Origin of the sequence: Streptococcus sanguinis (assembly GCF_050234405.1) — a bacterium.
GTDB classification, from domain to species: Bacteria; Bacillota; Bacilli; order Lactobacillales; family Streptococcaceae; genus Streptococcus; species Streptococcus sanguinis_W.
Map to the genome: position 1 here is coordinate 1,440,402 of NZ_CP092117.1, position 23,460 is coordinate 1,463,861.

The 23,460-nt window shown below is 44.8% G+C and carries 14 protein-coding genes and 1 other annotated feature; of the genes, 4 read left to right on the forward strand and 10 right to left on the reverse strand.

Annotation, left to right across the window (positions count from 1 at the left end; translation table 11 throughout):
- Positions 1–59: 59 nt before the first annotated feature.
- Positions 60–668: a TetR/AcrR family transcriptional regulator gene (locus tag MFP28_RS07180; protein ID WP_002906810.1), complete on the reverse strand. Its 609-nt coding sequence runs from the start codon at positions 666–668 to the stop codon at positions 60–62.
- A 109-nt stretch (positions 669–777) separates the two neighbouring features.
- On the opposite strand from MFP28_RS07180, the gene MFP28_RS07185 reads away from it, so the two are divergent.
- Positions 778–1,503, forward strand: a complete 726-nt coding sequence (locus MFP28_RS07185) for a hypothetical protein (RefSeq protein WP_002906811.1) — start codon at positions 778–780, stop codon at positions 1,501–1,503.
- 70 nt (positions 1,504–1,573) lie between these two features.
- Here the strand turns inward: MFP28_RS07185 and MFP28_RS07190 are convergent, their stop codons facing one another.
- Together MFP28_RS07190 and MFP28_RS07195 are read right to left on the reverse strand one after the other, a co-directional pair.
- Positions 1,574–2,611 (reverse strand): zinc-binding dehydrogenase, encoded by a 1,038-nt coding sequence (locus tag MFP28_RS07190; RefSeq protein ID WP_032915969.1) that lies wholly within the window; start codon positions 2,609–2,611, stop codon positions 1,574–1,576.
- A gap of 180 nt (positions 2,612–2,791) precedes the next feature.
- Complete coding sequence (locus MFP28_RS07195) at positions 2,792–3,262, reverse strand: SP_0198 family lipoprotein (protein WP_002906813.1); 471 nt, start codon at positions 3,260–3,262, stop codon at positions 2,792–2,794.
- Between the two features lie 234 nt (positions 3,263–3,496).
- On the opposite strand from MFP28_RS07195, the gene MFP28_RS07200 reads away from it, so the two are divergent.
- The gene (locus MFP28_RS07200) at positions 3,497–3,964 is read left to right on the forward strand and encodes a GNAT family N-acetyltransferase (RefSeq protein ID WP_002895803.1); all 468 of its coding nucleotides are present in this window, start codon (positions 3,497–3,499) and stop codon (positions 3,962–3,964) included.
- Positions 3,965–4,096: 132 nt separating this feature from the next.
- Positions 4,097–5,242, forward strand: coding sequence for a cobalamin-independent methionine synthase II family protein (locus MFP28_RS07205; RefSeq protein WP_032915973.1), 1,146 nt, complete (start codon positions 4,097–4,099; stop codon positions 5,240–5,242).
- A 123-nt stretch (positions 5,243–5,365) separates the two neighbouring features.
- Here MFP28_RS07205 and MFP28_RS07210 read toward each other — a convergent pair whose 3' ends face one another.
- From MFP28_RS07210 to trpX, 6 genes are all read right to left on the reverse strand, one after another.
- A complete protein-coding gene (locus tag MFP28_RS07210; protein ID WP_002906815.1) occupies positions 5,366–6,193 on the reverse strand; it encodes an alpha/beta fold hydrolase in 828 nt (275 codons plus the stop codon).
- A gap of 149 nt (positions 6,194–6,342) precedes the next feature.
- On the reverse strand, positions 6,343–6,735 hold the full coding sequence (locus tag MFP28_RS07215) for a YbgA family protein (protein ID WP_002906816.1): 393 nt from the start codon (positions 6,733–6,735) through the stop codon (positions 6,343–6,345).
- 184 nt (positions 6,736–6,919) lie between these two features.
- Positions 6,920–9,325 (reverse strand): phenylalanine--tRNA ligase subunit beta, encoded by a 2,406-nt coding sequence (pheT, locus tag MFP28_RS07220; RefSeq protein WP_002906817.1) that lies wholly within the window; start codon positions 9,323–9,325, stop codon positions 6,920–6,922.
- A gap of 246 nt (positions 9,326–9,571) precedes the next feature.
- Positions 9,572–10,081, reverse strand: a complete 510-nt coding sequence (locus MFP28_RS07225) for a GNAT family N-acetyltransferase (RefSeq protein ID WP_002906818.1) — start codon at positions 10,079–10,081, stop codon at positions 9,572–9,574.
- Between the two features lie 45 nt (positions 10,082–10,126).
- A complete protein-coding gene (gene pheS / locus MFP28_RS07230) occupies positions 10,127–11,176 on the reverse strand; it encodes a phenylalanine--tRNA ligase subunit alpha (protein WP_002900605.1) in 1,050 nt (349 codons plus the stop codon).
- 319 nt (positions 11,177–11,495) lie between these two features.
- Positions 11,496–12,503 carry a tryptophan ABC transporter substrate-binding protein gene (trpX, locus tag MFP28_RS07235; protein WP_002906819.1) on the reverse strand — a complete coding sequence of 336 codons (1,008 nt, stop codon included), beginning with the start codon at positions 12,501–12,503 and terminating at the stop codon, positions 11,496–11,498.
- 126 nt (positions 12,504–12,629) lie between these two features.
- Positions 12,630–12,863, reverse strand: a binding site (T-box leader).
- A gap of 172 nt (positions 12,864–13,035) precedes the next feature.
- Here trpX and fbpA point away from each other — a divergent pair.
- The gene (fbpA, locus tag MFP28_RS07240; RefSeq protein WP_002906820.1) at positions 13,036–14,685 is read left to right on the forward strand and encodes an Rqc2 family fibronectin-binding protein FbpA; all 1,650 of its coding nucleotides are present in this window, start codon (positions 13,036–13,038) and stop codon (positions 14,683–14,685) included.
- A 188-nt stretch (positions 14,686–14,873) separates the two neighbouring features.
- Here the strand turns inward: fbpA and MFP28_RS07245 are convergent, their stop codons facing one another.
- Entirely contained in the window at positions 14,874–23,186 is an 8,313-nt protein-coding gene (locus MFP28_RS07245) for a CshA/CshB family fibrillar adhesin-related protein (RefSeq protein ID WP_002906821.1), read from the reverse strand.
- Positions 23,187–23,460 lie beyond the last annotated feature (274 nt).

Consider the following 23,460-nt stretch of genomic DNA (forward strand, 5'->3'; position numbering starts at 1 on the left):
CCTTTGAGATATTCGAGACTATTATACCATACAAGAAGCAAGCTGGAAAAACTATCCTGTCAATCCCCCTGCATATGCTCTCTGACAAAGCCCGCCAGACCGACAGCGGTCACCCTAGCATGAAAATCACTCATTTGCTGAGCCTTATAACGAGGATGAGCCAGCCAGTAAGTCAGGGTTCCCATAAAGGACGCGGCTTGATGATTCAGGAGCAAGTCCACCTCAACCTCCTCTAAATGTGGATCAGCCAAGGAAATACTCTGCCAGAAAATCTCCCTCAAAGCTTCCTGCAATCGCAGCAAACTAGTTGGACTGCCATTTGGCCCCAAAAGAATGGCTAAGTCTTCCAAGTAAGGCTCAAAAAAATGAAAAAGATTTTGTTTCTCATGGATAAAGTCTTTCACTTTAAAATCCTTTTCTAACTTGAACAAGCAGGCAGATTCTAGAGCCTCTTGATAATATGTCTGCAAATCACCTAGCAAGCGGTCTTCTATCTTCTCCAGCAGATCATATTTATCCAAATAATGCCGATAAAAAGTACTGCGATTGACCTCTGCTAAGTCAATCAGCTTACGAATACTGATGCTCTCAAAAGTCTGCTCTTTCATCAGCTGCAGCAAGCTAGTCTCTATCTGCTTTTCTGTCTTTCTTCTTTTTTTCTCATACATGCCATTCACCTCAAAATGCAACAGTCTCTCTAAAATTGATGCTTGTCTACCATCCAGCTCCCACTATATAATAAATATAAGCAGAAGGCAAGAACAGGAGGATTAAAAGATGAAGATTATGATCAATCAAAAGGAAGTCAGTCAAGAAAGAATTGAGCAATGGCGGAAGAAGAGAATCCATAAAGCAGCTAAGATACTTAATCTACAGCTGCCCAATACTGACAACACGGAGATTTTAGACCAAGCCCTACCGGAAGCAAAAATGAAGCTGACATACGAAGAGCTAATCCAGCAAATCGGAACCAAACTCAAATGGAGTCAATTTTTGATGAAATGGGCGGCCAAATGGTCCAAGAAACCACGAACAAGAGCTGTTGTAACGATTTTTGCAAGTGGACTGAGTGCCGCTTCTTTCAGTATTATGCTAGAAAAGTTGATGTTAGAAAAGACAAATGTTCATAAACGAGTCAATCTTGGTGCCTGTTCGGATCATTATGCCTTGCAGCCGCACGGCGGCATACTTGAAGTCATTGAGACAGCAGGAAACAGCCCGCTGCCGACACAGTTTTTCCTTGACCTTGGTGGTGAAGCTGAAATAGAGGAGCCTCGTGATGCGTCTTATCCCTTCCAAACTGTCGGTGCCGCCAGTCTAGCGAATGGTTGCAATATCGGTGGAATTCGCCATCAGTTTCGCGACACAGAAAAAGGCCTAGAAGCCCGATTCTGCGTCGAATTCCCCAGACTTTGTCCAGACAGCCTTATCAAAGAACACCAGCTCCACCTGGCCGCCGAATGGTCAAGATGGATAACTTGGTGCAAAGAGCATAAAGAATGAATTTCCTTCCAAACAAAAACAGCCTACTGCCATCATAAAGAGACCGCAGCAAGGCTGTTTTCTTCTACATTTAATCAAAGACAATCATAGACTTAATGGTCTTGCGTTCATCCATATCCTTATAAGCTTGATCGATATCTTCCAGTTTGTAGCTTGAAGTAAAGACCTTTCCCGGATTAATATCACCGTCAAGAACTGCCTTGAGCAAGATTTGCTTGTCGTAAGTCGTAACAGAGGCCGAACCGCCTGCCACTGAAATGTTTTGAGCAAAGGTAGAACCGAGCGCACGGTTATTGTAATGAGGAACACCGACGAAACCTAAACGTCCACCATTGTGAAGAACCCCAAGGGCTTGATCTACGGCTGCTTCTGTTCCAACACATTCCAGAGCTGCATCTGCCCCGCCACCTAGAATCTCACGCACTTTGGCAATTCCCTCTTCGCCACGTTCTGCCACAACAGCTGTCGCACCTGATTCTAAGGCCATTTTTTGTCGATCTTCGTGACGGCTCATAAGAACGATTTGGGAAGCACCACGCATTTTAGCAGCGATAACAGCGCACTGCCCCACAGCTCCGTCACCAATCACGACCACCTTATCACCAGGCTTAACATCTGCCACTCGCGCAGCATGGTAACCCGTCGGCATGACATCAGCCAATGTCAAGAGTGATTTGAGCATGCCTTCTGTATAATCAGAGGGCTGGCCCGGAATTTTGATAAGAGCCCAGTTAGCAAATTCGAAGCGCATATACTCAGCTTGCACCCCATTTGACCAGTTATTCCCAATATGAGAATCACAAGTGCCATCAAATCCTGCTAGGCAGGCATCACATTGCCCGCATCCATGAGTAAAGGGAGCAATAACGAAGTCACCAGGTTTAACAGTCGTTACTGCATCTCCGATTTCTTCGACAATTCCAATCGCTTCATGCCCGCTATTTTGATGGCCTGCTTCAATATCTGGACTGCGGTAGCGCCATAGGTCAGAGCCACAGACACAGGTCCGAACAATCCGAATAATGGCATCATCTGCCTCAATAATTTCCGGACGGTCAATGTCAGCGAGCCCAACTTGACCTGCTTTTGTATAAACTGCTGATTTCATCGTTTCTTCTCCTTTGATATCTTTATAGTAACTATTATACAACTTAGGGCACCCCATAAGTCAAATTTTGGGTATCATTTACGATAAAATTCTTATAAAAAAGGAAACTCCTTTCTCAGAGTTTCCTAGTTTGATTCCCTCACTGCTCATCCTGTTGTCCTGAGCAGAATGAGAAGCGCTTTACTGCTTGGTAAAGGTCAGAGTATCTGGATCATCATCCAATTCGTCCACAATCAGCTGATTGCCATTTTGGCGATAGCTTTTAGCATCATCACCAACTATCAGTCTTTGGTTAGCAGCATCTACTTGTACCTGCTTGATCTCCTTATCACCATCAACCTCAGTCTCAGTCCAAGTACCAGTCGTACCATTGATTTCTAGGACATGCTGGTCACCATCATGGTCGGTTGCTTGATAGCGCCCGTCTAGATTAGTAGCCAGCCCTGCATTTGATGATGATGAAGGCTGATTAGAGGATGATGCAGCTGATGACTGCGAAGTCTGATTTTGTGCAGATTGTGATGTTTGGCCTTGTGTATTCTGTGATGAACTAGTATTCCCTCCTTGGTTGGTATTGCCTGAGCAGGCAGCTAATAGGACTGCTGCTGTCAGAGATAGAATTCCGATAAAGGCTTTTTTTGTAATAGTCATATCGCTTTCTCCTTTTTCTACATTTGTAGTTTATACTTATATTCTACACTTGTCTGTTTCATTTGTCAAGAAAAAGCAGTTTTTACCATAAGGAAAATACATCTAAAGGAAATGACTCACTCTGACTGAACTTTGCTATTCAGACGCCAATTGTTCTGATAGGTTTCCCGAGCTAACTTGACAAAATAGTTCCCTGTCGTATAATGATTCTTAAAAAGATAAAAGGAGAAGATTATGCCAATCAGAAAAGCCCAAGTCAGCGATATTCCTGAACTCCAAGAACTCCTTCAGCAAATCTTGCTTGTCCACCATCAGGCTCGTCCGGACATTTTCAAGGCCAAGGGCAGCAAGTTTAGCAATGAAGAATTAGAGAAGATTCTGGGTCAAGAATCCACCCCTATTTTTGTCTTTGAAAATGAAACTGGAGGAATCCTCGGTCACCTCTTTTGCTCCATCAAGGAACCTGTCAGTCCTATACTCAATCCCATCAAAACACTTTTTATTGAGGACTTATGTGTGGATGAGAAAGCCAGAAGGCAAAAGGTCGGCGAGCAGCTTTATCGCTTTGCAGAAGACTATGCTCGAAAAATCGGCTGCTATAATCTGACTCTCAATGTTTGGAACGACAATGTTGGAGCCCTGCGTTTCTATGAGCGATTAGGGCTTCAGGCTCAGGAAACAGTGATGGAGAAGATTCTTTGATCTTGAAAGACAAATTTCAGGAAGCGCTAGCAATAGTTTTCGGCTATACTCTACCAGTATAATTAACTATTTTATTTGCCGAGGAATTTTCGATAAAATAGACCGTAATCCCTAATGAAAGTGAGAAATCTTATGACAAAATCAAAATTTCAACTAGTTGGATCTCTTCTGCGCCCAGAAAATCTGCGCCAGTATAAAACAGAAATTGAGCACCGCGATGATATTCAATATCCATTCTACGACAGCTTCCCAGGCTACCATGAGACGGAGACAGCAGACATCAAGGAGATTATCGCTGAGCAAAAGTCTAAGGGAATTGACATCCTGACGGATGGAGAATACTCTAAATCCATGTGGCATCTGGACTTTGTCTGGGGACTTAAGGGAATCGAGCGCTACATTGCCGACCACGGCTATACCTTCAAGGACCACGACGGCGGGCAATATGAGACCCGCAAGGATATTGGTATCCGCATCACAGCACCACTCTCTGGAAAAAATCATCACTTTATCGAGATTTATAAGCTAGTCAAGGAAGAGGCTGCTGGTGAAGATACTAAGCTGACTGTCTGGGGGCCTGCCCATGCTTATACTGAGTTAGCTGTTTTTGACCGCTTGGCTGGACCAGGACAAGTTTATGAGACCAATGAAGATTTGAAAAAAGGCTTGATACAGGCCTATAAGGAATTTTTGGACGACTATAAGGCTGCTGGCGGACAGATTATCCAGTTTGACGACTGTCTCTGGGAGCTTTTTGACGAGTCCAATCCTGCCAGCTTCTTTGCTGAAGGCAATGCTAGTCTGGCTGACCTGGCAGACGAGTTTGTCGCTATTAATAACGAAGTTGTAGACTACGCTCATGAGCTAGGACTGACTGTCTGGACCCACAACTGCCGTGGCAACTACGAAAGCCGTTCTGCTGCTGAAGGTACCTACGAAGCTATTGCGGAAAAGTTCCTGCGTGACCAACACTATGATCGCTACTTCCTAGAGTGGGACAGCGATGTAGCTGGTGATGTATCAGCCCTAGCAGCTTTAAAAGACAAGGATGCAGAAGTCGTTTTAGGACTGCTTTCCAGTAAGACGACAGGATTGGATGACGAAAAACGCGTCCTAGATCTGCTCGAGAAAGCAGCAACCGTTCTACCAAAAGAGCGTCTCCTGCTCTCCCACCAATGCGGCTTCGCCTCTTGTGACTCTGGAAACGAACTCACCATTGAACAACAATGGGCCAAAATCAAACAAGGCCAAGAAATCGCCCAGAAATTCTGGGGATAATAAGCAAAAAAAGCGGTATGACCGCTTTTTCTATGCTTTTAAAATCAATTGTGGGCTGAATTAGATTTCTTTGATGAACTCCAGTTTCATCTACATCTGTTCAACATATTAAATCTTGGAGTATCAGGAAAGTTCAATTCGCTTGAGCCAATTTTCAACCAAGGCCGTAAAGAGAGCCTCTTGATCTATCTGTGCATTGTGGCCAGCAAGATCCATTACAGCATGAGTTGCCCTTGGATAATAGTGAGACAGCTGGGCTAACTGCTGGAAGCCCACGACTTGGTCCTGCTTTCCTGCTATAAAAAGGCTGGGCTTGTCATAGCTCTTTTCCTGTATCCCTTGATCCACTTCAAACGAAAAAGCATAGTTTTCTTGCAGCTTTTGGACAAAGGGAGCATTCATCATCTGAAGCCCTGCTAGGATTTCTTTTGCAAACCGTCGATAAGTTTCTTTAGTCTGTAAAATCGCTAAATCAACGAAATCTTCGCTTTTGCCTGCTGTATCAAAACCTACCTCTCTAATTAGCAGGCTGTCTTTTGGCAGAATTCTTTCTTGCGGATTGGGTACAACTACTGGACAAATAAGCAGCAAACCATCAATCTCCGACCTTTTCTTAGCCAAAATTCCTCTAGCAAGATAGCCACCATAAGACTCTCCAGCTAATAGAAAGTTGTGTCCGCTGATTACAGTCTCTATAAAGTTCAAGAGCATCTCTAAAATCGCATCCGCACTTGCAAAAGCAAGATTGGCATCAGACCTACCCATGCCAGGCAAATCTAAATAAATCCTTTTATAGTCAGCATGTTTCTCAAAAATAGGTTCCAAACATCCTTCCATCAATTCAGATGAACAGCCCAAACCATGAATTGCTAAGACTGGCTTTCCTTGACCAATCACTTTATAATATAATTTATTTCCCTGATAAGTAAAAAACATTTTTTCTCCAATCATACCATAAAGACACGTTTTGCGCGAGGTGGAGCCTTTATCGAAACCAGTCAAAATAATATTGTTTATGAGCCTAACAAATTATTCTTATCATCTACACCCCTCAAAGCTACTAGACGAGCAAGCTTATTCTTCCCCTTGATTTCAGAGCTTCATGCCTCATCCTCAAATAACAAGGTCGACTGCTGCAGATAAGGATTGGGATACTTGACTAGCAGGTCCCTTACAGCTCTTACCAAGTCTTTCTGCTCAGCCTGACCTGATTGATATCGAAGCAAAAGATGCATAAAATCTTCTTTTTCAGTTGTACTAGCTTTTTTCTTAAAATAGCCCCAAACATGCTGAAAGGCATTGCTGACCTGACCGCGGTTTTCAGGCAGGGCTACCGCCTGGTCAATCAAGCCTTGAACATGTGCCACTTCCACCGAGTCACTTTTCAGGTATTGGCGGATTTCCAGATAGACCTTACTGGAATGACTGAGAACCAGATACTTTTTTCTAGCCCAAAGAGTCTGACATTGGGATATTTGGTTTGAATTTTCCATGATTACTTTTCCTACTGATTTTCAATTTCGAATACTCCTCGTTTCGTCTACATCATTGCTCGCAACCCAGTAATAAGCTTGCCAAGACAGAAAGCTAAGCGAAACTGCAAATCAACTATGATTTGAATAGGTTTTCGAAGAGTATTAATCAAAATCCCCAATCACATGACTGGGGAATCGTTCATTAACGCACCTCTGCACCGAGTTTTTCGGTCAGGGATTTTTCGATTTTTTCCATGTATTTAGCCACTTCTTCGTCAGTCAGGCTAGCTTCTGGATTTTGGAAAGTCAGGCTGTAGGCCATGGATTTGAGGCCGACACCTAGCTTGTCACCAGAGAAGATATCAAAGAGCTTAATATCGGTCAAGCGCTTAACACCAGCTGCTTGGATTGCATCAAGGACCTCTTGGTGCGTGATTTCAGCCTTGAGCAAGAGGGCCACATCACGGCTGACAGCTGGGAATTTAGTGATTTCTGTAAATGGCTGTGCTGGCTCGAGCTGCTCTTTTATAGCAGACAGGTTGAGCTCAGCCACATAAGTTTCAGGAATATCGTAAGCCTTGGCTGTCGCAAGATGGACTTGGCCGACAAAGCCGACAGTCTGGCCATTGATAGAGATTAAGGCAGTACGCCCAGGATGCAGGCTCTTAATCTGGTTGCTAGCCGCGTATTCAGCAGTCAAGCCCAACTTAGTAAAGAGCGCTTCCACTACACCCTTAGCATAGAAGAAATCAACTGCTACTGGCTTGGTCTGGAAGTCTTTTTCATTAACCAAACCTGTCAAAGCAAAGGCAAAGCTATTGATTTCATTTGGCAGGTCTTCCTTAGGATTGCCAGTCTGCTCAAAGACTTTTCCAATCTCATAGAGGGCTAGGTTCTTGTTTTTACGAGCTACATTGTAGGCTAGAGAGTCCAAAATCCCAGAAACCATGTTCTGACGAAGAACAGAGCGCTCCACTGTCATTGGCCACATGAGCTCAGTCAAGTTGCTAGGTTTGAGAGTGAACTCAACCGCCTTTTCTGGAGTCGTCAAAGCATAGGTGATGATTTCTGTCAGCCCTGCTCCTTCTGCCAAGGTCCGTACTTGACGGCGCAGTTGTTGCGTTGCAGTCAATTCACCAGCAGTCCCATCATCTTTTGGCAGGCTAGCTGGCAATTTGTCATAGCCGTAAATGCGGGCAATTTCCTCATAGAGATCTGCTTCGATTGAAATGTCCCAGCGACGGCGAGGTACACTGACAGTGAACTGTTCAGCACTTCCTGACAAGCCAAAACCAAGTCTGCGGAAGACATCCACGATATCTGTATAAAGCAAGTCTGTTCCCAAAACTCGGTTGACATCCGCTAGACTGGATGTCACTTCTACATCGCTAGTGTCTAAGCTACCAGCGGATACGATACCAGCCTGAACGGTTGCACCTGCCAAGTCCGCAATCATGCTTGCTGCAGCATCCAAAGCTTCATTAACAGTTGCTACGTTGATCCCTTTTTCAAAGCGGGAAGATGATTCTGAGCGCAGGTTAAGGCGACCGCTGGTCTTGCGGATTGATTTACCATCAAAGACTGCTGCCTCCAGAACAACACGAGTGGACTGGCCAGAGATTTCGGTCGCTGCTCCGCCCATAACACCAGCCAGTGCAACTGGCTTATCTGCCACAGTAATGACTAGGTCGCTAACTTCCAGCTCGCGCTCTTCGCCGTCCAGTGTCACCAGTTTTTCACCAGCACGCGCTTCCCGCACGACAATCTGGTCACCCTCAAAAGTATCCAAATCAAAGGCATGCATGGGCTGACCAAAGTAGAGCAGGATGTAGTTGGTTACGTCCACTACATTGTTAATCGGACGGATTCCTTCGTTCATGAGGAGATTTTGCAGCCATTGAGGACTTGGGGCAATGGTGACATTTTCCAAGATACGAGCTGCGTAGTAAGGGGCTTTCTCTGTCTCAAGGGCTACTGAAAGGCTGTCAGCTGCTTGCTTTTCATTTTCCACCAGCGGAAAATCTTTAAAATGTACTGACTTGTCATAGATGGCAGCCACTTCATGAGCCACCCCACGCATAGACAGAGCATCAGCTCGGTTTGGTGTGATGGAAAGTTCGATAATCTCATCGTCCAAGTCCAGATAAGAGAAGACTTCCTCACCTGGCACTGCTTCTTCAGGCAGGATTTGAATGCCATCCGCAAATTCCTTTGGCACGACAGAATCAGAAATGCCCAACTCACCAAGAGAACAGATCATACCCAGTGACTCCAAGCCTCGGATTTTCCCTTTTTTAATCTTATAATTGTCCGCAATGCGAGCACCTGGCAGAGCCACCATGACCTTGATGCCTGCGCGAACATTTGGAGCACCACAGACAATCTGACGGTTCTCCTCTTCTCCGACATTGACTTGACAGACATGCAGGTGGGTATCAGGAACATCCTCACATGATACCACCTCACCAACAACAATTTTAGACAGGCCAGCAGCTGGTGATGTTACACCTTCCACTTCAATTCCTGTCGTTGACATTTTCTCAGCCAGCTCAGCGCTCGCCACATCAATGTCTACTAACTCTTTTAACCACTTATAACTTACTAGCATATTTAAGATACCAAGGGCGTCAAAAACGACTGAAAAATAGGAGATTGGCTAAACATTCGACGAATGATCGCAAGTCTATCTTTTTTTCGAGTTTTTAGCCCGGGTTCAATTCCTTTCTCTATTCTATCGCTGAGGAACTTGACCAACCAAATTTTAGGGATTTGTCTGAAAGTCTGATTTTAGAAACAAATCATCTCAATTTAGAGCTTTTAGGTCGTATCATTTCCTCTCTTTAAATTTTCTTGTTTATTTCAATTTCTTGCGCAGCAGCCAGTCTGTGTCTACCGTCTCACCAGTGATATAGTCGTGCTGGCTAAATTTTTCAAAGCCGTATTTGAAGTAAAAATCTTGGGCTCTAAAATTCTTTTCCCAGACGCCTAGCCAGACCCAGTCAAAGCCTCGTTTCTCGGCTTCTTCTAAGGCAAATTCAAACATTTCCTTGCCCAAGCCTTGACCATGGTAGGCTTTCAAGACATAGATTCGCTGAACCTCAAAGGCTTGTGGTAGTTCTTGCTCCGTTTGAGCATGTCCCCAGTTAAACTTGAGAAAACCAGCAATTTCACCGTCTTTGACAACAAAATAAGTCTCTGACTCAGGGTCTGCCAGTTCCTTTTCGATGGTCGCAAGCGACAGCTCATTGTCAAAATAATGAGCCATATCAGCTTCCTTGATAAATGGACCAAAGGTTTCTTGATAAGTTTGGACCTCCACATCTCTCAGGAAGTTCGCCTCTTCTTTTTTGACTCTGACTAGCATACTGCACTCCTTTCTCAGAAAAGCTGCATCTATGAATACAGGTTTCTACTTAAACTGCTGAGAAAAACGAATATCTCCTTGGTAGAAGCCACGAATGTCGTTGATACCGTAGCGAAGCATAGCTACCCGCTCTTGACCAAGACCAAAGGCAAATCCAGAATATTTCTCCGCATCAATGCCGCTCATTTCCAGCACGCGCGGATGCACCATACCAGCTCCCATAATCTCAATCCAGCCGGTCTTCTTGCAGACATTACAGCCGGCACCGCCACACTTAAAGCAGGAAACATCCACTTCAACAGACGGCTCTGTGAATGGGAAGTAAGACGGACGCAGACGAATACTGCGGTCCTCACCAAACATTTTCTGTACAATCAGCTGCAGCGTTCCTTGCAGGTTGGCCATGGAAATATTTTCTCCAACCACCAGGCCTTCAATCTGATGAAATTGGTGGGAGTGAGTCGCATCATCGGTATCCCGACGGAAAACGCGCCCTGGTGAGATCATCTTGAGTGGCCCTTTAGAAAAGTCATGAGCGTCCATAGCTCGCGCCTGCACCGGACTGGTGTGGGTTCTGAGCAGGATCTCCTCTGTAATGTAGAAAGTGTCCTGCATATCCCGAGCCGGGTGGTCCTTAGGCAGATTCATCCGCTCAAAGTTGTAATAGTCCTTTTCCACTTCAAAGCCGTCCACAACCTGATAGCCCATCCCGATGAAAATATCCTCAATTTCCTCACTAGTCTGGCTGAGAATATGACGGTTCCCTACTGGAATTTGACGGCCTGGAAGAGTCACATCCAAGGATTCCTCAGCCAGTTTCAGAGCGACTAATTGCTCTTCCATCTCTTGAGCAGTCTTTTCAAAGGCTGCTGTCAAAATATCACGCGCTTCATTGACGTGCTTCCCGATAATCGGCCGCATTTCAGCTGAAATATCCTTCATCCCTTTCAGGACTTCAGTCAGTGAACCCTTCTTACCCAATACAGCTACACGCAAATCCTGCAGTTCTTTTTGATTCTCAGCCTTGAGCTGCTTGAGAGAAGCTAGAGTCTCTTCACGCAGGCTTTTCAGTTGTTCTTCAATCGTTTTCGTCATTTTCCCTCCAAAATAAAAAGCGCGCCAATCTCCATAAGCGGAGCGTTGACACGCGGTACCATCCGTTTTTTATCTGGCAAGCCAGACCTTACTTATCAATCCTAGAGCAAGTGAATTCGCCTAGCTTTCATCTAGAGAGCTTTCAGTCGCTGGCTCCCCTCCCTGTTAAACTTCCCCTAGGTTACTGGTCTTGCGGATTGCTATTTAGTTATATTTCATTCTAACAGATTTCTAAATATTTCGCAAGCTAAGTTAAAGAATTTACAAGAAGAGACTATCGAGAAAAAGAAGTCTGTCAAACAACAGACTCCCTTTCTTTCTATTTAATCACTTGTCCTGCTTCTTTCAGAACATCCTCTGGTACAGTAATGCCAAGTTCTTTGGCATTTTTTGTATTAATGACAGATTTACCTGTATCGAAAATATCTACTGCAGTGTCAGCAGGTTTGGCACCTTTAAGGATTTTAGCTGCCATTTTACCAGTCGCAACACCTAGGTCATACTGGTCTACAACGACAGAGGCAAGACCTCCTTCTTCTACCATGGCTGTCGCACTCGGATAAATTGGTTTCTTAGCTTCTTTATTGCTGGACACAACTGTCGCAAAAGCTGAAGCAATGGTATTGTCAATTGGAATCCAGATAGCGTCAACCTTGCCAGTCATGACATTCATGGTTGAAGCAATTTCATTGGTCGAAGGAACAGAGTATTCCTCTACCTTGTAGCCTGCCTCTTCAGCTAATTTTTTGAACTCTTCCACCTGAGTTTTAGAGTTATCTTCGCTGCTAGAGTAGAGCGCACCGATAGTTTTGACATCTGGAGTCAATTTTTTAATCAGATCTAACTGTTGCTTGGCTGGATTGCGGTCAGAGACACCAGTGATATTGCCACCTGGCTTGTCCAGATTTTTCACTAGGTTTGCTCCGACTGGATCTGTGATAGCTCCCATGACAATAGGCTTGTCCTTAGTAGCTGCAGCCAGTCCTTGGGCAGACGGAGTCGCAATCCCAATCAGCACATCGTTGTCATTGGAGACTAGCTGCTTGCTCATAGTAGAGACCTTACTCTGATCGCCCTCAGCATTCATAAAGTCAATCTTAATCTTGTCGCCCTTATAGCCTTCTTCAGCCAAACCATCCTGAATCCCCTTGTAAATCAAATCCAGCGAAGGGTGGCTGACATACTGTAGCACGCCAACCTTGACTGTCTGACTGTCGCTACTAGTCTTAGTGGCGTTACCTTTGCTGTTCAAGCTGGAATAGACAATCCCACCGATTGCCAAAACGGCCAGAAGGCCTAAGATAGTGATTAATCGTTTGTTTTTCATGTTCTTTCTCCATTTCTATGTTTTATATTTTTTCTGTTTAATCCCTAGGGACGCCATCGTTTAAACATAGGCAATTCTCCTTGTTTTTTTATAATAAGCAACAAAAAACCTCACACAGGTACTCTGTGTGAGGGCGTAAATCGCGGTGCCACCTCAATTATGGAAAATAGCAAATATTCCCCATGTCTCTATCTTGTCATCAAACAAGCTGCACTGTAAGGTGTGCCCACCGAATTCTTATTGTTTCAAATTCATTTTATCCATTAGCCCAATTTCGTAAAGATTTGCTGCTCATTTCCACCAACCACAAGCTCGCTAAAAACAAATGCATCTACTACTTTTCTAATTTCCTATATTTTAAGTTTTTCCTGAAAAGATGTCAAGACCTTTTTGAAAATTTTTATAAAATGTTCGGATTTGGTTTATAGAGGCAGTTCTAGGAAAAAATTAAATTGCTTTTTGCCGAGACTTTAGAAGCTTTTAGCTTGGTTTTTTGTTATAATTTTCTGTAGCAACTTTCAAGGAGAAAAACATGTCTTTCGACGGATTTTTTTTACACCACATGACAGAGGAGCTCCGCCGCGAATTGCTGGGCGGCCGTATTCAGAAGATTAATCAGCCCTTTGAGCAAGAGCTGGTTTTACAGATTCGAAGCAACCGCCAAAGCCACAAGCTGCTCCTGTCAGCCCACTCGGTTTTTGGGCGTGTCCAGCTGACAGATACCACGTTTGAAAATCCAGCTGTTCCCAATACCTTTATCATGGTCATGCGCAAATACCTGCAGGGCGCTGTTATTGAAGCAATCCAGCAGGTAGAGAATGACCGGATTTTGGAAATCAGTGTTTCGAATAAGAATGAAATCGGTGACAGCGTGGCTGTAACTCTGGTCATCGAAATTATGGGCAAGCACAGCAATATCATTCTCTTGGATAAGGCTAGCAGTAAGATTATTGAAGCCATCAAACATGTCGGATTTTCTCAGAATAGCTATCGAACGATCCTGCCGGGCTCAACCTATGTCGCACCACCTCAGACTGGCAGCCTCAATCCTTTCACTGTAGGTGATGAAAAGCTCTTTGAAATCTTACATACTGAAGACTTAGAGCCCAAACGCCTGCAGCAGATTTTTCAGGGTTTGGGCCGGGATACAGCTACCGAGCTCAGAGGCCGTTTGACAGCTGACAAGCTCAAAACTTTCCGTGCATTTTTTGCCAGTCCAACTCAGCCAAGCCTGACCGAAAAATCCTTCTCTGCTCTGCTATTTTCCGACAGCAAGACCCAAATGTCCACGCTATCCGAGCTTTTGGACACTTTCTATAAGGACAAGGCTGAGCGAGATCGAGTCAACCAGCAGGCTAGCGAACTGATTCGCCGAGTAGAAAATGAGTTGGAAAAGAACCGGAAAAAGCTGGGCAAGCAAGAGGAAGAACTTCTAGCAACGGAGAATGCAGAGGAATTCCGTCAAAAAGGGGAACTTTTGACTACCTTTCTCCATCAGGTGCCAAACGACCAAGATCAGGTAGAGCTGGACAATTACTACACAGGTGAGAAGATTATCATCTCGCTTGACAAGGCTCTAACCCCCAACCAAAATGCCCAGCGCTATTTCAAACGTTACCAGAAGCTCAAGGAAGCCGTCAAACATCTGACCAGCTTGATTGAGGAGACTCGAGCTACGATTCTCTACCTAGAGAGCGTGGAAACTGCCCTTGCTCAGGCCAGCCTAACTGAAATTGCAGAAATTCGGGAGGAACTAATCCAGACTGGTTTTATCCGCCGACGCCAAAGAGAGAAAATCCAGAAAAGACAGAAACCGGAGAAATATTTGGCAACAGATGGCCAAACCATTATCCTGGTTGGACGTAACAATCTACAAAATGATGAGCTGACGTTTAAGATAGCCAAGAAAGACGATCTTTGGTTCCACGCCAAGGATATTCCAGGTAGTCATGTGGTCATCACAGGCAATCTTCAGCCCAGCGATGAAGTCAAGACTGACGCTGCCGAGCTAGCGGCCTACTTCTCCAAGGCCAGACTCTCTAATCTGGTCCAAGTAGATATGATTGAGACTAGAAAACTCAATAAACCAACTGGTGGCAAGCCAGGATTTGTCACCTATACAGGCCAGAAAACCTTGCGCGTCACACCAGATGAAGAGAAAATTAAAAGCATGAAGATATAAAGTTACCCTCTTTAACTATCAAACTGACTTAGGAGCAGGACGGTCATTAGCTAGCTGAAGCTTTCTATTCTTTCTATTAATTCCAACAATTTTTTGTTAAAAAAAAACAGGTAGAACATAAGTTCTACCTGTTTTTGAGCTTTTCCGAAATTCTTCTAGTTTATTAACGGAATTTCTTCAAGCCTATGTTAGTCTTCAGACTTTTTCTTCCTCTTCTCTAAGCCAAACAGTCCCAAACCTGATACTCCCGCAAGCAAGCTTGCTGCTAAATATGAGGTTTCTTCTGTACCAGTCTTAGGAAGGGATTTTGCATCCTCACTCTTAGAAAGAGATGGTGGTGCAGGCGTAATCGTCCGCTCTGGCTGAACAGGATTTTCTGTCACAGTCGGAACATAAACTGCTGAAATAGTTTGACCATTACGGTCTTTGCGAATCACTGTCACACCATCAGCTTGGCCGACAAAGCCAGTTTCCGGTACAAAGGTCACTGTGCCATCTGGCGCAATCGTGTAAGTTCCTTGGCCTGGAACAACCTTTTCAGTACTGCCATCCTCGAAAGTTGGAGGAACGGTTGGATCCACGTCTCCTTCAAAGATTGGTTTACCAGTCTGCGGCTGGCCTTTGAGACCGGTGCTACCGGTATCTTCTGTGGCCGTGCTTCCCAAAACAGTTGGGGTATAGGTAGCCGTCACGGCATTGCCATAAATATCTGAACGCTTCACGACAACTCCGCGAGCAGTTCCGACAAAGTCGGCTTCCGGCACAAAGGTCACTGCTCCCAGCATATTGAACCTGTAAGTTCCCTCACCTGGGACAACCATTTCGGTGCTGCCATCCGCAAAGGTCGGTGCTACTGCCTGGTCAATCGCCCCTTCAAAGGTAGGCGTGCCTGTTTGAGCTTGACCCTTGCGACCGCTAGATACACTGTCCTTGCTAGTTGATGGTTCCACTACGGTCGGAATATAGCGAGCCGTCACTGAGCTGCCATTCTTATCACGACGTACAAGGGTCACACCGCTTCCTTGACCAAGGAAATCAGCTTCTGGAGTGAAAGTGACTGTGCCGTCTGGTGCGATGGTGTAAGTTCCCTCACCTGGAATGGTCTTTTCCTTACTTCCATCTTCGAAAGTTGGCGCAATCGTTTCATCAATTGGAACCAATGGATCACCTGCTTCAAAGACAGGTTTGCCGGTCTGAACATGACCTTTGATATTCGTAGAGGTCGCATCTTTACCAGTTGGAGTAACCTTGGCAAACTCTGGACTGTAGGTAGCTGTTACTGGAGTGCCATTTTTATCGACACGTTTTACAGTCACTGAATCTGGTTTGCCTACAAACTGCTTGTCTGGTGTGAAAGTCACTGCTCCATCTGGAGTGATGGTGTATGTTCCTTGACCTGGAATCACTTTTTCCTTGTTGCCGTCTGCGAAGGTTGCCCCTACGGTTTCATCAATTGGAACTAGTGGATCACCACCCGCAAAAATTGGGGTGCCAGTTTGTGGAACACCTTGAGGACCTGTGCTCGTTGCACTAGTACCAGTTGGAGTTACTTCTTTCACTACTGCTTGATATTTGACGGTTACTGGAGTTCCATTCGCATCAGTCCGAGTCAATTCGAGTTCCGGTGTTTCCCCCTTGAACTGTTTGTCTGGAGTGAAAGTAAGCTTGCCGTCCGCATCAACTTCGAACTTACCAACATTTGGTACTTCTTTAACTGCGGTACCATTATCGAATAATGGAGTTGAACCAGCTGGGAATGGAACAGAGTCATGGCCTGGAGTGAAGGTGACTTGACCTTCTTGGACTTGACCTTGCAAGCCTTCTGACTTAGTGCCAGTACCAGTTGGCGTAACCTTAGTAAACTCTGGGCTGTAAGTTGCCATTACTGGAGTTCCGTTCTTATCTACACGTTTCACAGTGACTGGATCTGGTCTGCCTACAAACTGCTTGTCTGGCGTGAAGGTCACTGCTCCATCTGGAGTAATGGTGTAAGTTCCCTGACCTGGAATAGTCTTTTCCTTGCTTCCATCTTCAAAGGTCGGCTCAACGGTTTCATCAATTGGAACTAATGGATCACCACCTTGGAAAGTTGGTGTACCAGTTTGTGGAACACCTTGAGGACCAGTGCTAGTCGCATTGGTGCCAGTTGGAATCACTTCTTTCACTACTGCTTGATATTTGACGGTGATAGGAGTACCGTTGGCATCCACACGAGTTAATTCGAGTTCCGGTGTTTCACCCTTGAATTGTTTGTCTGGAGTAAAGGTCACCTTACCATCTGCATCCACTTCGAACTTACCAACATTTGGTACTTCTTTGACAGAAGAACCATTGTCAAATAACGGAGTCGAACCAGCAGGGAATGGAACTGAATCGTGACCAGGGGTGAAGGTCACTTTACCTTCTTGAACTTGGCCTTGCAAGCCTTCTGTCTTGGTGCCAGTACCAGTTGGAGTTACTTTCGTAAATTCTGGGCTGTAGGTAGCTGTTACTGGAGTGCCGTTTTTATCGACTCGTTTTACAGTCACTGAATCTGGCTTGCCTACAAACTGCTTCTCTGGCGTGAAAGTCACCGCGCCATCTGGAGCAATCGTGTAGGTTCCTTGACCTGGAATCTTTTTCTCCTTGCTTCCATCTTCAAAGGTCGGCTCAACGGTTTCATCAATTGGAACTAATGGATCACCACCTTGGAAAGTTGGTGTACCAGTTTGTGGAACACCTTGAGGTCCTGTGCTTGTTGCATTGGTGCTAGTAGGAATCACTTCTTTCACTACCGCTTGGTACTTAACTGTAATAGGGGTGCCATTGGCATCAGTGCGTGTCAATTCAAGCTCTGGTGTTTCTCCCTTGAATTGTTTGTCTGGAGTGAAAGTAACCTTGCCGTCTGCATCCACTTCGAACTTTCCAACATTCGGCACTTCTTTGACAGAAGAACCATTATCAAACAGTGGAGTCGAATCCGTTGGGAATGGAACAGAATCATGGCCTGGAGTGAAGGATACCTTGCCTTCTTGAACTTGGCCTTGCAAGCCTTTTGTCTTAGTGGCAGTACCAGTCGGAGTTACCTTAGTATACTCTGGACTGTATGTCGCTATCACTGGTGTACCGTTCTTATCCACTCGCTTCACAGTGATTGGATCTGGTTTACCCACAAATTGCTTGTCTGGCGTGAAAGTCACTGCACCATCTGGAGCAATCGTGTAGGTTCCTTGACCTGGAATCTTTTTCTCCTTACTTCCATCTTCGAAAGTTGGGTCTACTGAGTCATCAATTGGAACCAGTGGGTCGCCGCCTTGGAAAGTTGGTGTGCCAGTTTGTGGCTGACCTTGAATGCCAGTCGATTCAGCATTGGTGCCAGTAGGAGTTACCTTGGTAACGGTCGGTGTATAAGTCGCAGTTATTTCTGTACCGTTAGCATCGACTCGTTTAACCGTAACAGGTGTCGCCTTGCCAGTAAATTGCTTAACTGGTTGGAAGGTAATAGAACCATCTGAATTAATGGTATAAGTTCCTTGATTAGCCACTACCAAAGTGTCAGTCCCATTTTCAAAGGTCATTGGCTTGGTCATATCGATTGGAACAGCTTGGTCACCTGGACTGAAAGTTGGCTTGCCACTTTGCGGTTGACCTTGGATACCAGTTGATTCAGCATTGGTACTAGTAGGCGTTACCCGTGTTACCGTTGGCGTATAGGTGGCAGTAACTTCCGTGCCGTTCTTATCTACACGTTTAACAGTAACTGAAGCTGGGGTCCCCACATACTGTTTGTCTGGGGTAAAGGTGATAGTACCATCTGAGTTGATGGTATATTCTCCTACTCCTTGAACTGTCTTCTTAGGTTGACCATCTTCAAAGGTCATTGGAGAATCCATATCAATCGGAACTAGCGGATCACCACCTTGGAAGCTTGGGCTACCTATTTGCGGAACACCCTGAGGACCTGTGCTAGTCGCGTCGGTTCCTCTTGGAACCACTTCTTTCACTACTGCTTGGTATTTGACTGTAACAGGGGTGCCATTGGCATCAGTACGAGTCAATTCAAGTTCTGGTGTTTCCCCCTTAAACTGCTTGACTGGAGTGAAGGTAACCTTACCATCAGAGTCCACTTCAAACTTACCGACATTCTGTACTTCTTTCACTGTTGAATGGTTATCAAACAATGGAGTCGAACCAGCTGGGAATGGAACAGAGTCGTGCCCTGGTGTGAAGGTCACTTTACCTTCTTGAACTTGACCTTGCAGACCTTCTGTCTTATTTCCAACACCAGTTGGCTTTACTGCTGTCACCGTTGCTTGATATTTTGCCTTAGCGATGGTACCGTTGACATCTGCACGACTGACTTCAATTTCAGGTGTTTTACCTACAAATGTCTTGACCGGGGTAAAGGTAATATTACCATCAATATCCACTTCAAACTTACCAACATTTTCAATTTCTTTCACATTGGTACCAGTGTCAAAAACTGGGGTACTGTCTGCTGAAAAGCCTACTTCTGGTCTTCCAGCTTCAAAAGTAATCTTACCATTCTGAACCAATCCTTGTGGACCTTCAGTCTGATCGCCAGTTGCGTTTGGAATAACTTCTTCAACAGTAGGTGTGTAAGTGGCCGTTACTTCTGTTCCATTTGTGTCAACTCGTTTAACCTTGACTGGGGTCGCCTTGCCAGTAAATTTCTTCTCTGGCTTAAAGGTGATGGAACCATCTGAATTGATGGTATAAGTTCCTTGATCAGCCACTACTAATGTATCAGTTCCATTTTCAAAGGTCATGGGCTGGGTCATATCTATTGGGACTGCTTGGTCACCTGGACTGAAAGTTGGCTTGCCGCTTTGCGGTTGACCTTGGAGACCGGTTGATTCAGCATTGGTGCTGGTTGGTGTGACACGCGTCACGGTTGGTGTGTAAGTGGCCGTCACTTCGGTACCATTTGTGTCTACGCGTTTGACCGTCACTGGAGCTGGCGTGCCCACATATTGCTTTTCTGGAGTGAAAGTAATCGTACCATCTGACTCAATGACATAAGTCCCGACCTTGTCTACCTTCTTAGTTGTTTGATTATCTTCAAAGGTCATTGGTTGAGCCATATCAATAGGCACAGCTTTGTCACCTGGTGTGAATGTCGGCTTACCACTTTGTGGTTGTCCTTGCAGGCCACTTGAAACGGCATTGGTACTGCTTGGTGTAACCTCCGTCACGGTTGGCGTATAGGTTGCTCTTATTTCGGTGCCATTTTCGTCAACTCGTTTGACCGTCACTGCGGCTGGGGTCCCTACATATTTCTTATCTGGTGTAAAGGTAATGGAACCATCTGAATTAATGGTATATTCCCCTACGCCCGCAACCGTCTTCTTAGGTTGATCATCATCAAAGGTCATTTGCTTGTTATAGTCGATTGGGACCGCTGGATCGCCTTCCTTGAAGACTGGCGTTCCTGTTTGTGGAACCCCTTGAGGACCTGATGAAGTAGCAGGTGTGCTGGTTGGTGTAACCTTGGTCACGTTAGGTGTATAGGTTGCAGTCACTTCGGTGCCATTGGTATCAACACGTTTGACTGTCACTGGAGTCGCCTTGCCAGTGAATTGCTTAAGTGGCTTGAAGGTAATGGTATCATCTGAATTGATAGTATAAGTTCCTTCATTAGCTACTTCCAAGGTGTTCATCCCATTTTCAAAAGTCATGGCTTTGCTCATGTCAATTGGGATTTGTTGGTCACCTGCAGTGAAAGTTGGCTTACCACTTTGTGCTTGACCTTGGAGACCAGTTGATTCAGCATTGATACTTCTTGGCGTTACTTGGGTTACCTTAGGTTGATAACGTGCTCGGTGTGCTTTACCATCGGTATCACTGACTTGAACTACCACTGGGTCTGGCATGCCATAAAAGCTCTTGTTTGGCTTAAAAGTCACTTGGCCGGTATTTGGATCCAATTCATAGGTTCCCACTTGCTGGCCATTGGCCATGGCAGGCACCTTATTTTCTGTTACCAGTCGTCCACTCGCATCAACAAAACTAGCAGGATGAGAAGCGTCTGGCGTAACAGGAGGCATATTCGCATCATCATCGTTAAAGACTAGCGTTTTGTTTTGTTCCAGTCCCTGAAGACCACTTGATTCGTAGTTTGGAATCTTACGAACTGTCGGCACATAACGGCCGTCCATACTAGTCAATTGATCATTTTTATTAGGGTCAGAAGCATCCGTCGAAGTCCAACCAGTTGATGTACCATTGCTGTCAGTCCAGCGAATATTAACTCCGTCAGCAGTTCCAGAAAATTCCGCATTTGGTGTGAAGACTACTTGAACATCATTGCCATTGACGGTCAAGCGATAGGTCCCTTCTGGACGAATATAGTTGCCATCAACAGGCGTCAGAGCATTGCCTTGTTTATCCAGAACCTGAGGCGCTTGGGTACTCATAACTGCATTGACACTGTCATCTGAACGATCCGTTCCTTTAGGTGTGAAGTGAAGGACAGCAGTTTGAGTCTCACCTGTAAAGCCGTCCGTAGTCTGCTTTTCACCTTTAGGAGGATAAATGCGGTGTAAGAGCATATCTTCTACTTCACCACTAAAGGCAATACCGGTTGGTTGCTCAATATCACCTTTATTAGTCGCAATACGGAAACGCATACCCAATTTGTCCACTTGACCGCCACTAATATTTGGGTTGGCATTGAAGGTCAAGGTATAGTCACCAGCAGCTGTAATCTCTTGTAGGTTGCTACCTTCGCTTTCATTGAAGACTCCATCATTGTTGAAGTCTATCCATGCCTTGACATAGGATTTAGCATTGCCATTTGGATTAGCTTTGATTTTAATTGTGTAAGTTCCATTTTTTGCTTTGTCTAAATCAAGCAAATCATTAGAATTACTTAATTGATCGTCCGCTAGTAATTGGCTGGCCCCCTCGTCCTTATGCTCCTTTTTATCATCCAGAACCCAGTCATTGGATGACTCAACATCAATGTCTGCTGGAGTAGTCCCTAAGTAAGGCTGATTAATTAGCTTACCAGTCAGAGAATCACGACCTGAAATGGTATGGAAGGCTTCGCCATAAGTCGCTGGCGCATCACTTCCATCCACCACTAAAAATCCCATCATCATAGCCTGTTGCCCAGATGATGCTACATAAAATCCTACTTCAGAAGCTCCGCGTGTCATCACCACAGGAACCGTCCGTTCGTTAGAACGGTTTGGTCCAAAGACCTGAGTCCCCAGACCACCTGTCACAGTATCCGGACTGAGGTACTTATACCAGTCTACGCTTGTATCTCTTAAGATTAAGAGACCTCTTCTCTTTACATTTTCATCATCCAGCATTTGCTTGGTAATAACGGTGTAGGCTTCTTTGGCAGTACTCTTATTCTTCCATTCACCGAGATATTCCCATCCTTCTCCGTTAGTAGTGAAGATAGCAAATTCACCTGGGTTGGCGTCTTCACCATCGGCCATAACCACCGTAGGGGCCACGCGCTTACCGAGATAGGTTGCCTCAATATTGAATTTCACTCCCCAGTTGGTAGAGTTCTCTGGATAGACAAGCTGCGTCTTTCGTCCTTGCGTATTAAAACCTTGATCACGGATAGAAGTCCATTGGTTCTGGATAGCTCCTGTCACCGAAGGAGGGGTTTGACCATACTTTGCTGCAGACTTTAAGTATCCATTCTGAGCATTTGGGTCATAAGTATTTGCTGTCGGTGTTCCTTCAACCCGTTTTCTATAAGTTTCAGTCGAGTTAAAAGGTTTAAGCTCAGTGACCGTCAGGGTTACTTCATAGCCCGGTGAAATTTCCTTCTTGAAGGTCGTTCCTACTTGGAGTCCGCCTCGTGAATCCAATCCTTTCCAACTTGCAGTATCCGAAAAATCAAGCCAACTAATCTGTTTGGCTAATTGGGTACTATCTTTCTTGACCGACTCTTCCAAGCTTGGTTTAGGTACTCGTGGCGTAGAGGTAGCATCATCTGCCCCAGCTGGTCCAGTACCTATCGGAACTCCTGTTGTTACGCTGTTCTGTTGTCCAGTAGGTGTAGCATCCCGTCTCACACGACGAGAGCGATTAGGCTGAGCTAGATCTGCGGTTGCTTCTGACTTTTCAGCCACGACAGCCACGTTGGATGTTTCTGGTTGAACAGTGATTGGTTGAGTATTCTCAACTGGTTTAGTTGTTGTAGATTCAGTAGGTTCTTCAACTTTCTCAGAATCTGAGCTTCTTGGACTAGGATTATCATCTGATTGAGGGGTATCAGTAGCAAAAGGAAGTGCTGAACTTTCTTTTGCTTGTAAATGTTCAGAAGCCACAGTTTCAGCAGAATTCACTGATGATTCGGCTATTCCTGTTTGCGAAACTTCGTTTTGGGCACCAGAATCACTAGCTTCATCAGCACTAACTTGTGCCGCTGCTCCCAAAAGAAGCAGGGTTGACAAGAGCACAGAACAAACACCGACGTTTAGTTTTCGAATCGAAAACTTACGCAGGTGAGGATTAAATAAATCTTTTCCCATAATAATCTCCTAAATAATCATCTAGTTACAATAGTTTTATTATACAACATTCCATTTTAGTTAGCTATATATATAACTATAATTATATAAAAATTTTTTAAAAAAATTGACACAAAGCATTTTATAGTCTATTTTTGAAAACAAAAGAAAAAATAGACCATAGAAAAATCCTTATAAATTAAATAAATCTGAGAGTATCTCAGATTCTACTTTAATGTTTAACATTTTAGAAATGCTATCATGAAGTTTTTAAGATCTATTTCTTTGAATATAA

Bases quoted from the DNA above. Each gene is read 5' to 3' on its own strand.
- MFP28_RS07200 (WP_002895803.1), top strand. From the start codon at position 3,497: ATGCCAATCAGAAAAGCCCAAGTCAGCGATATTCCTGAACTCCAAGAA.
- MFP28_RS07215 (WP_002906816.1), bottom strand. From the start codon at position 6,735: ATGGAAAATTCAAACCAAATATCCCAATGTCAGACTCTTTGGGCTAGA.
- MFP28_RS07225 (WP_002906818.1), bottom strand. From the start codon at position 10,081: ATGCTAGTCAGAGTCAAAAAAGAAGAGGCGAACTTCCTGAGAGATGTG.
- pheS (WP_002900605.1), bottom strand. From the start codon at position 11,176: ATGACGAAAACGATTGAAGAACAACTGAAAAGCCTGCGTGAAGAGACT.
- MFP28_RS07185 (WP_002906811.1), top strand. From the start codon at position 778: ATGAAGATTATGATCAATCAAAAGGAAGTCAGTCAAGAAAGAATTGAG.
- MFP28_RS07245 (WP_002906821.1), bottom strand. From the start codon at position 23,186: ATGGGAAAAGATTTATTTAATCCTCACCTGCGTAAGTTTTCGATTCGA.
- trpX (WP_002906819.1), bottom strand. From the start codon at position 12,503: ATGAAAAACAAACGATTAATCACTATCTTAGGCCTTCTGGCCGTTTTG.
- MFP28_RS07180 (WP_002906810.1), bottom strand. From the start codon at position 668: ATGTATGAGAAAAAAAGAAGAAAGACAGAAAAGCAGATAGAGACTAGC.
- MFP28_RS07205 (WP_032915973.1), top strand. From the start codon at position 4,097: ATGACAAAATCAAAATTTCAACTAGTTGGATCTCTTCTGCGCCCAGAA.
- fbpA (WP_002906820.1), top strand. From the start codon at position 13,036: ATGTCTTTCGACGGATTTTTTTTACACCACATGACAGAGGAGCTCCGC.
- pheT (WP_002906817.1), bottom strand. From the start codon at position 9,325: ATGCTAGTAAGTTATAAGTGGTTAAAAGAGTTAGTAGACATTGATGTG.
- MFP28_RS07210 (WP_002906815.1), bottom strand. From the start codon at position 6,193: ATGATTGGAGAAAAAATGTTTTTTACTTATCAGGGAAATAAATTATAT.
- MFP28_RS07190 (WP_032915969.1), bottom strand. From the start codon at position 2,611: ATGAAATCAGCAGTTTATACAAAAGCAGGTCAAGTTGGGCTCGCTGAC.
- MFP28_RS07195 (WP_002906813.1), bottom strand. From the start codon at position 3,262: ATGACTATTACAAAAAAAGCCTTTATCGGAATTCTATCTCTGACAGCA.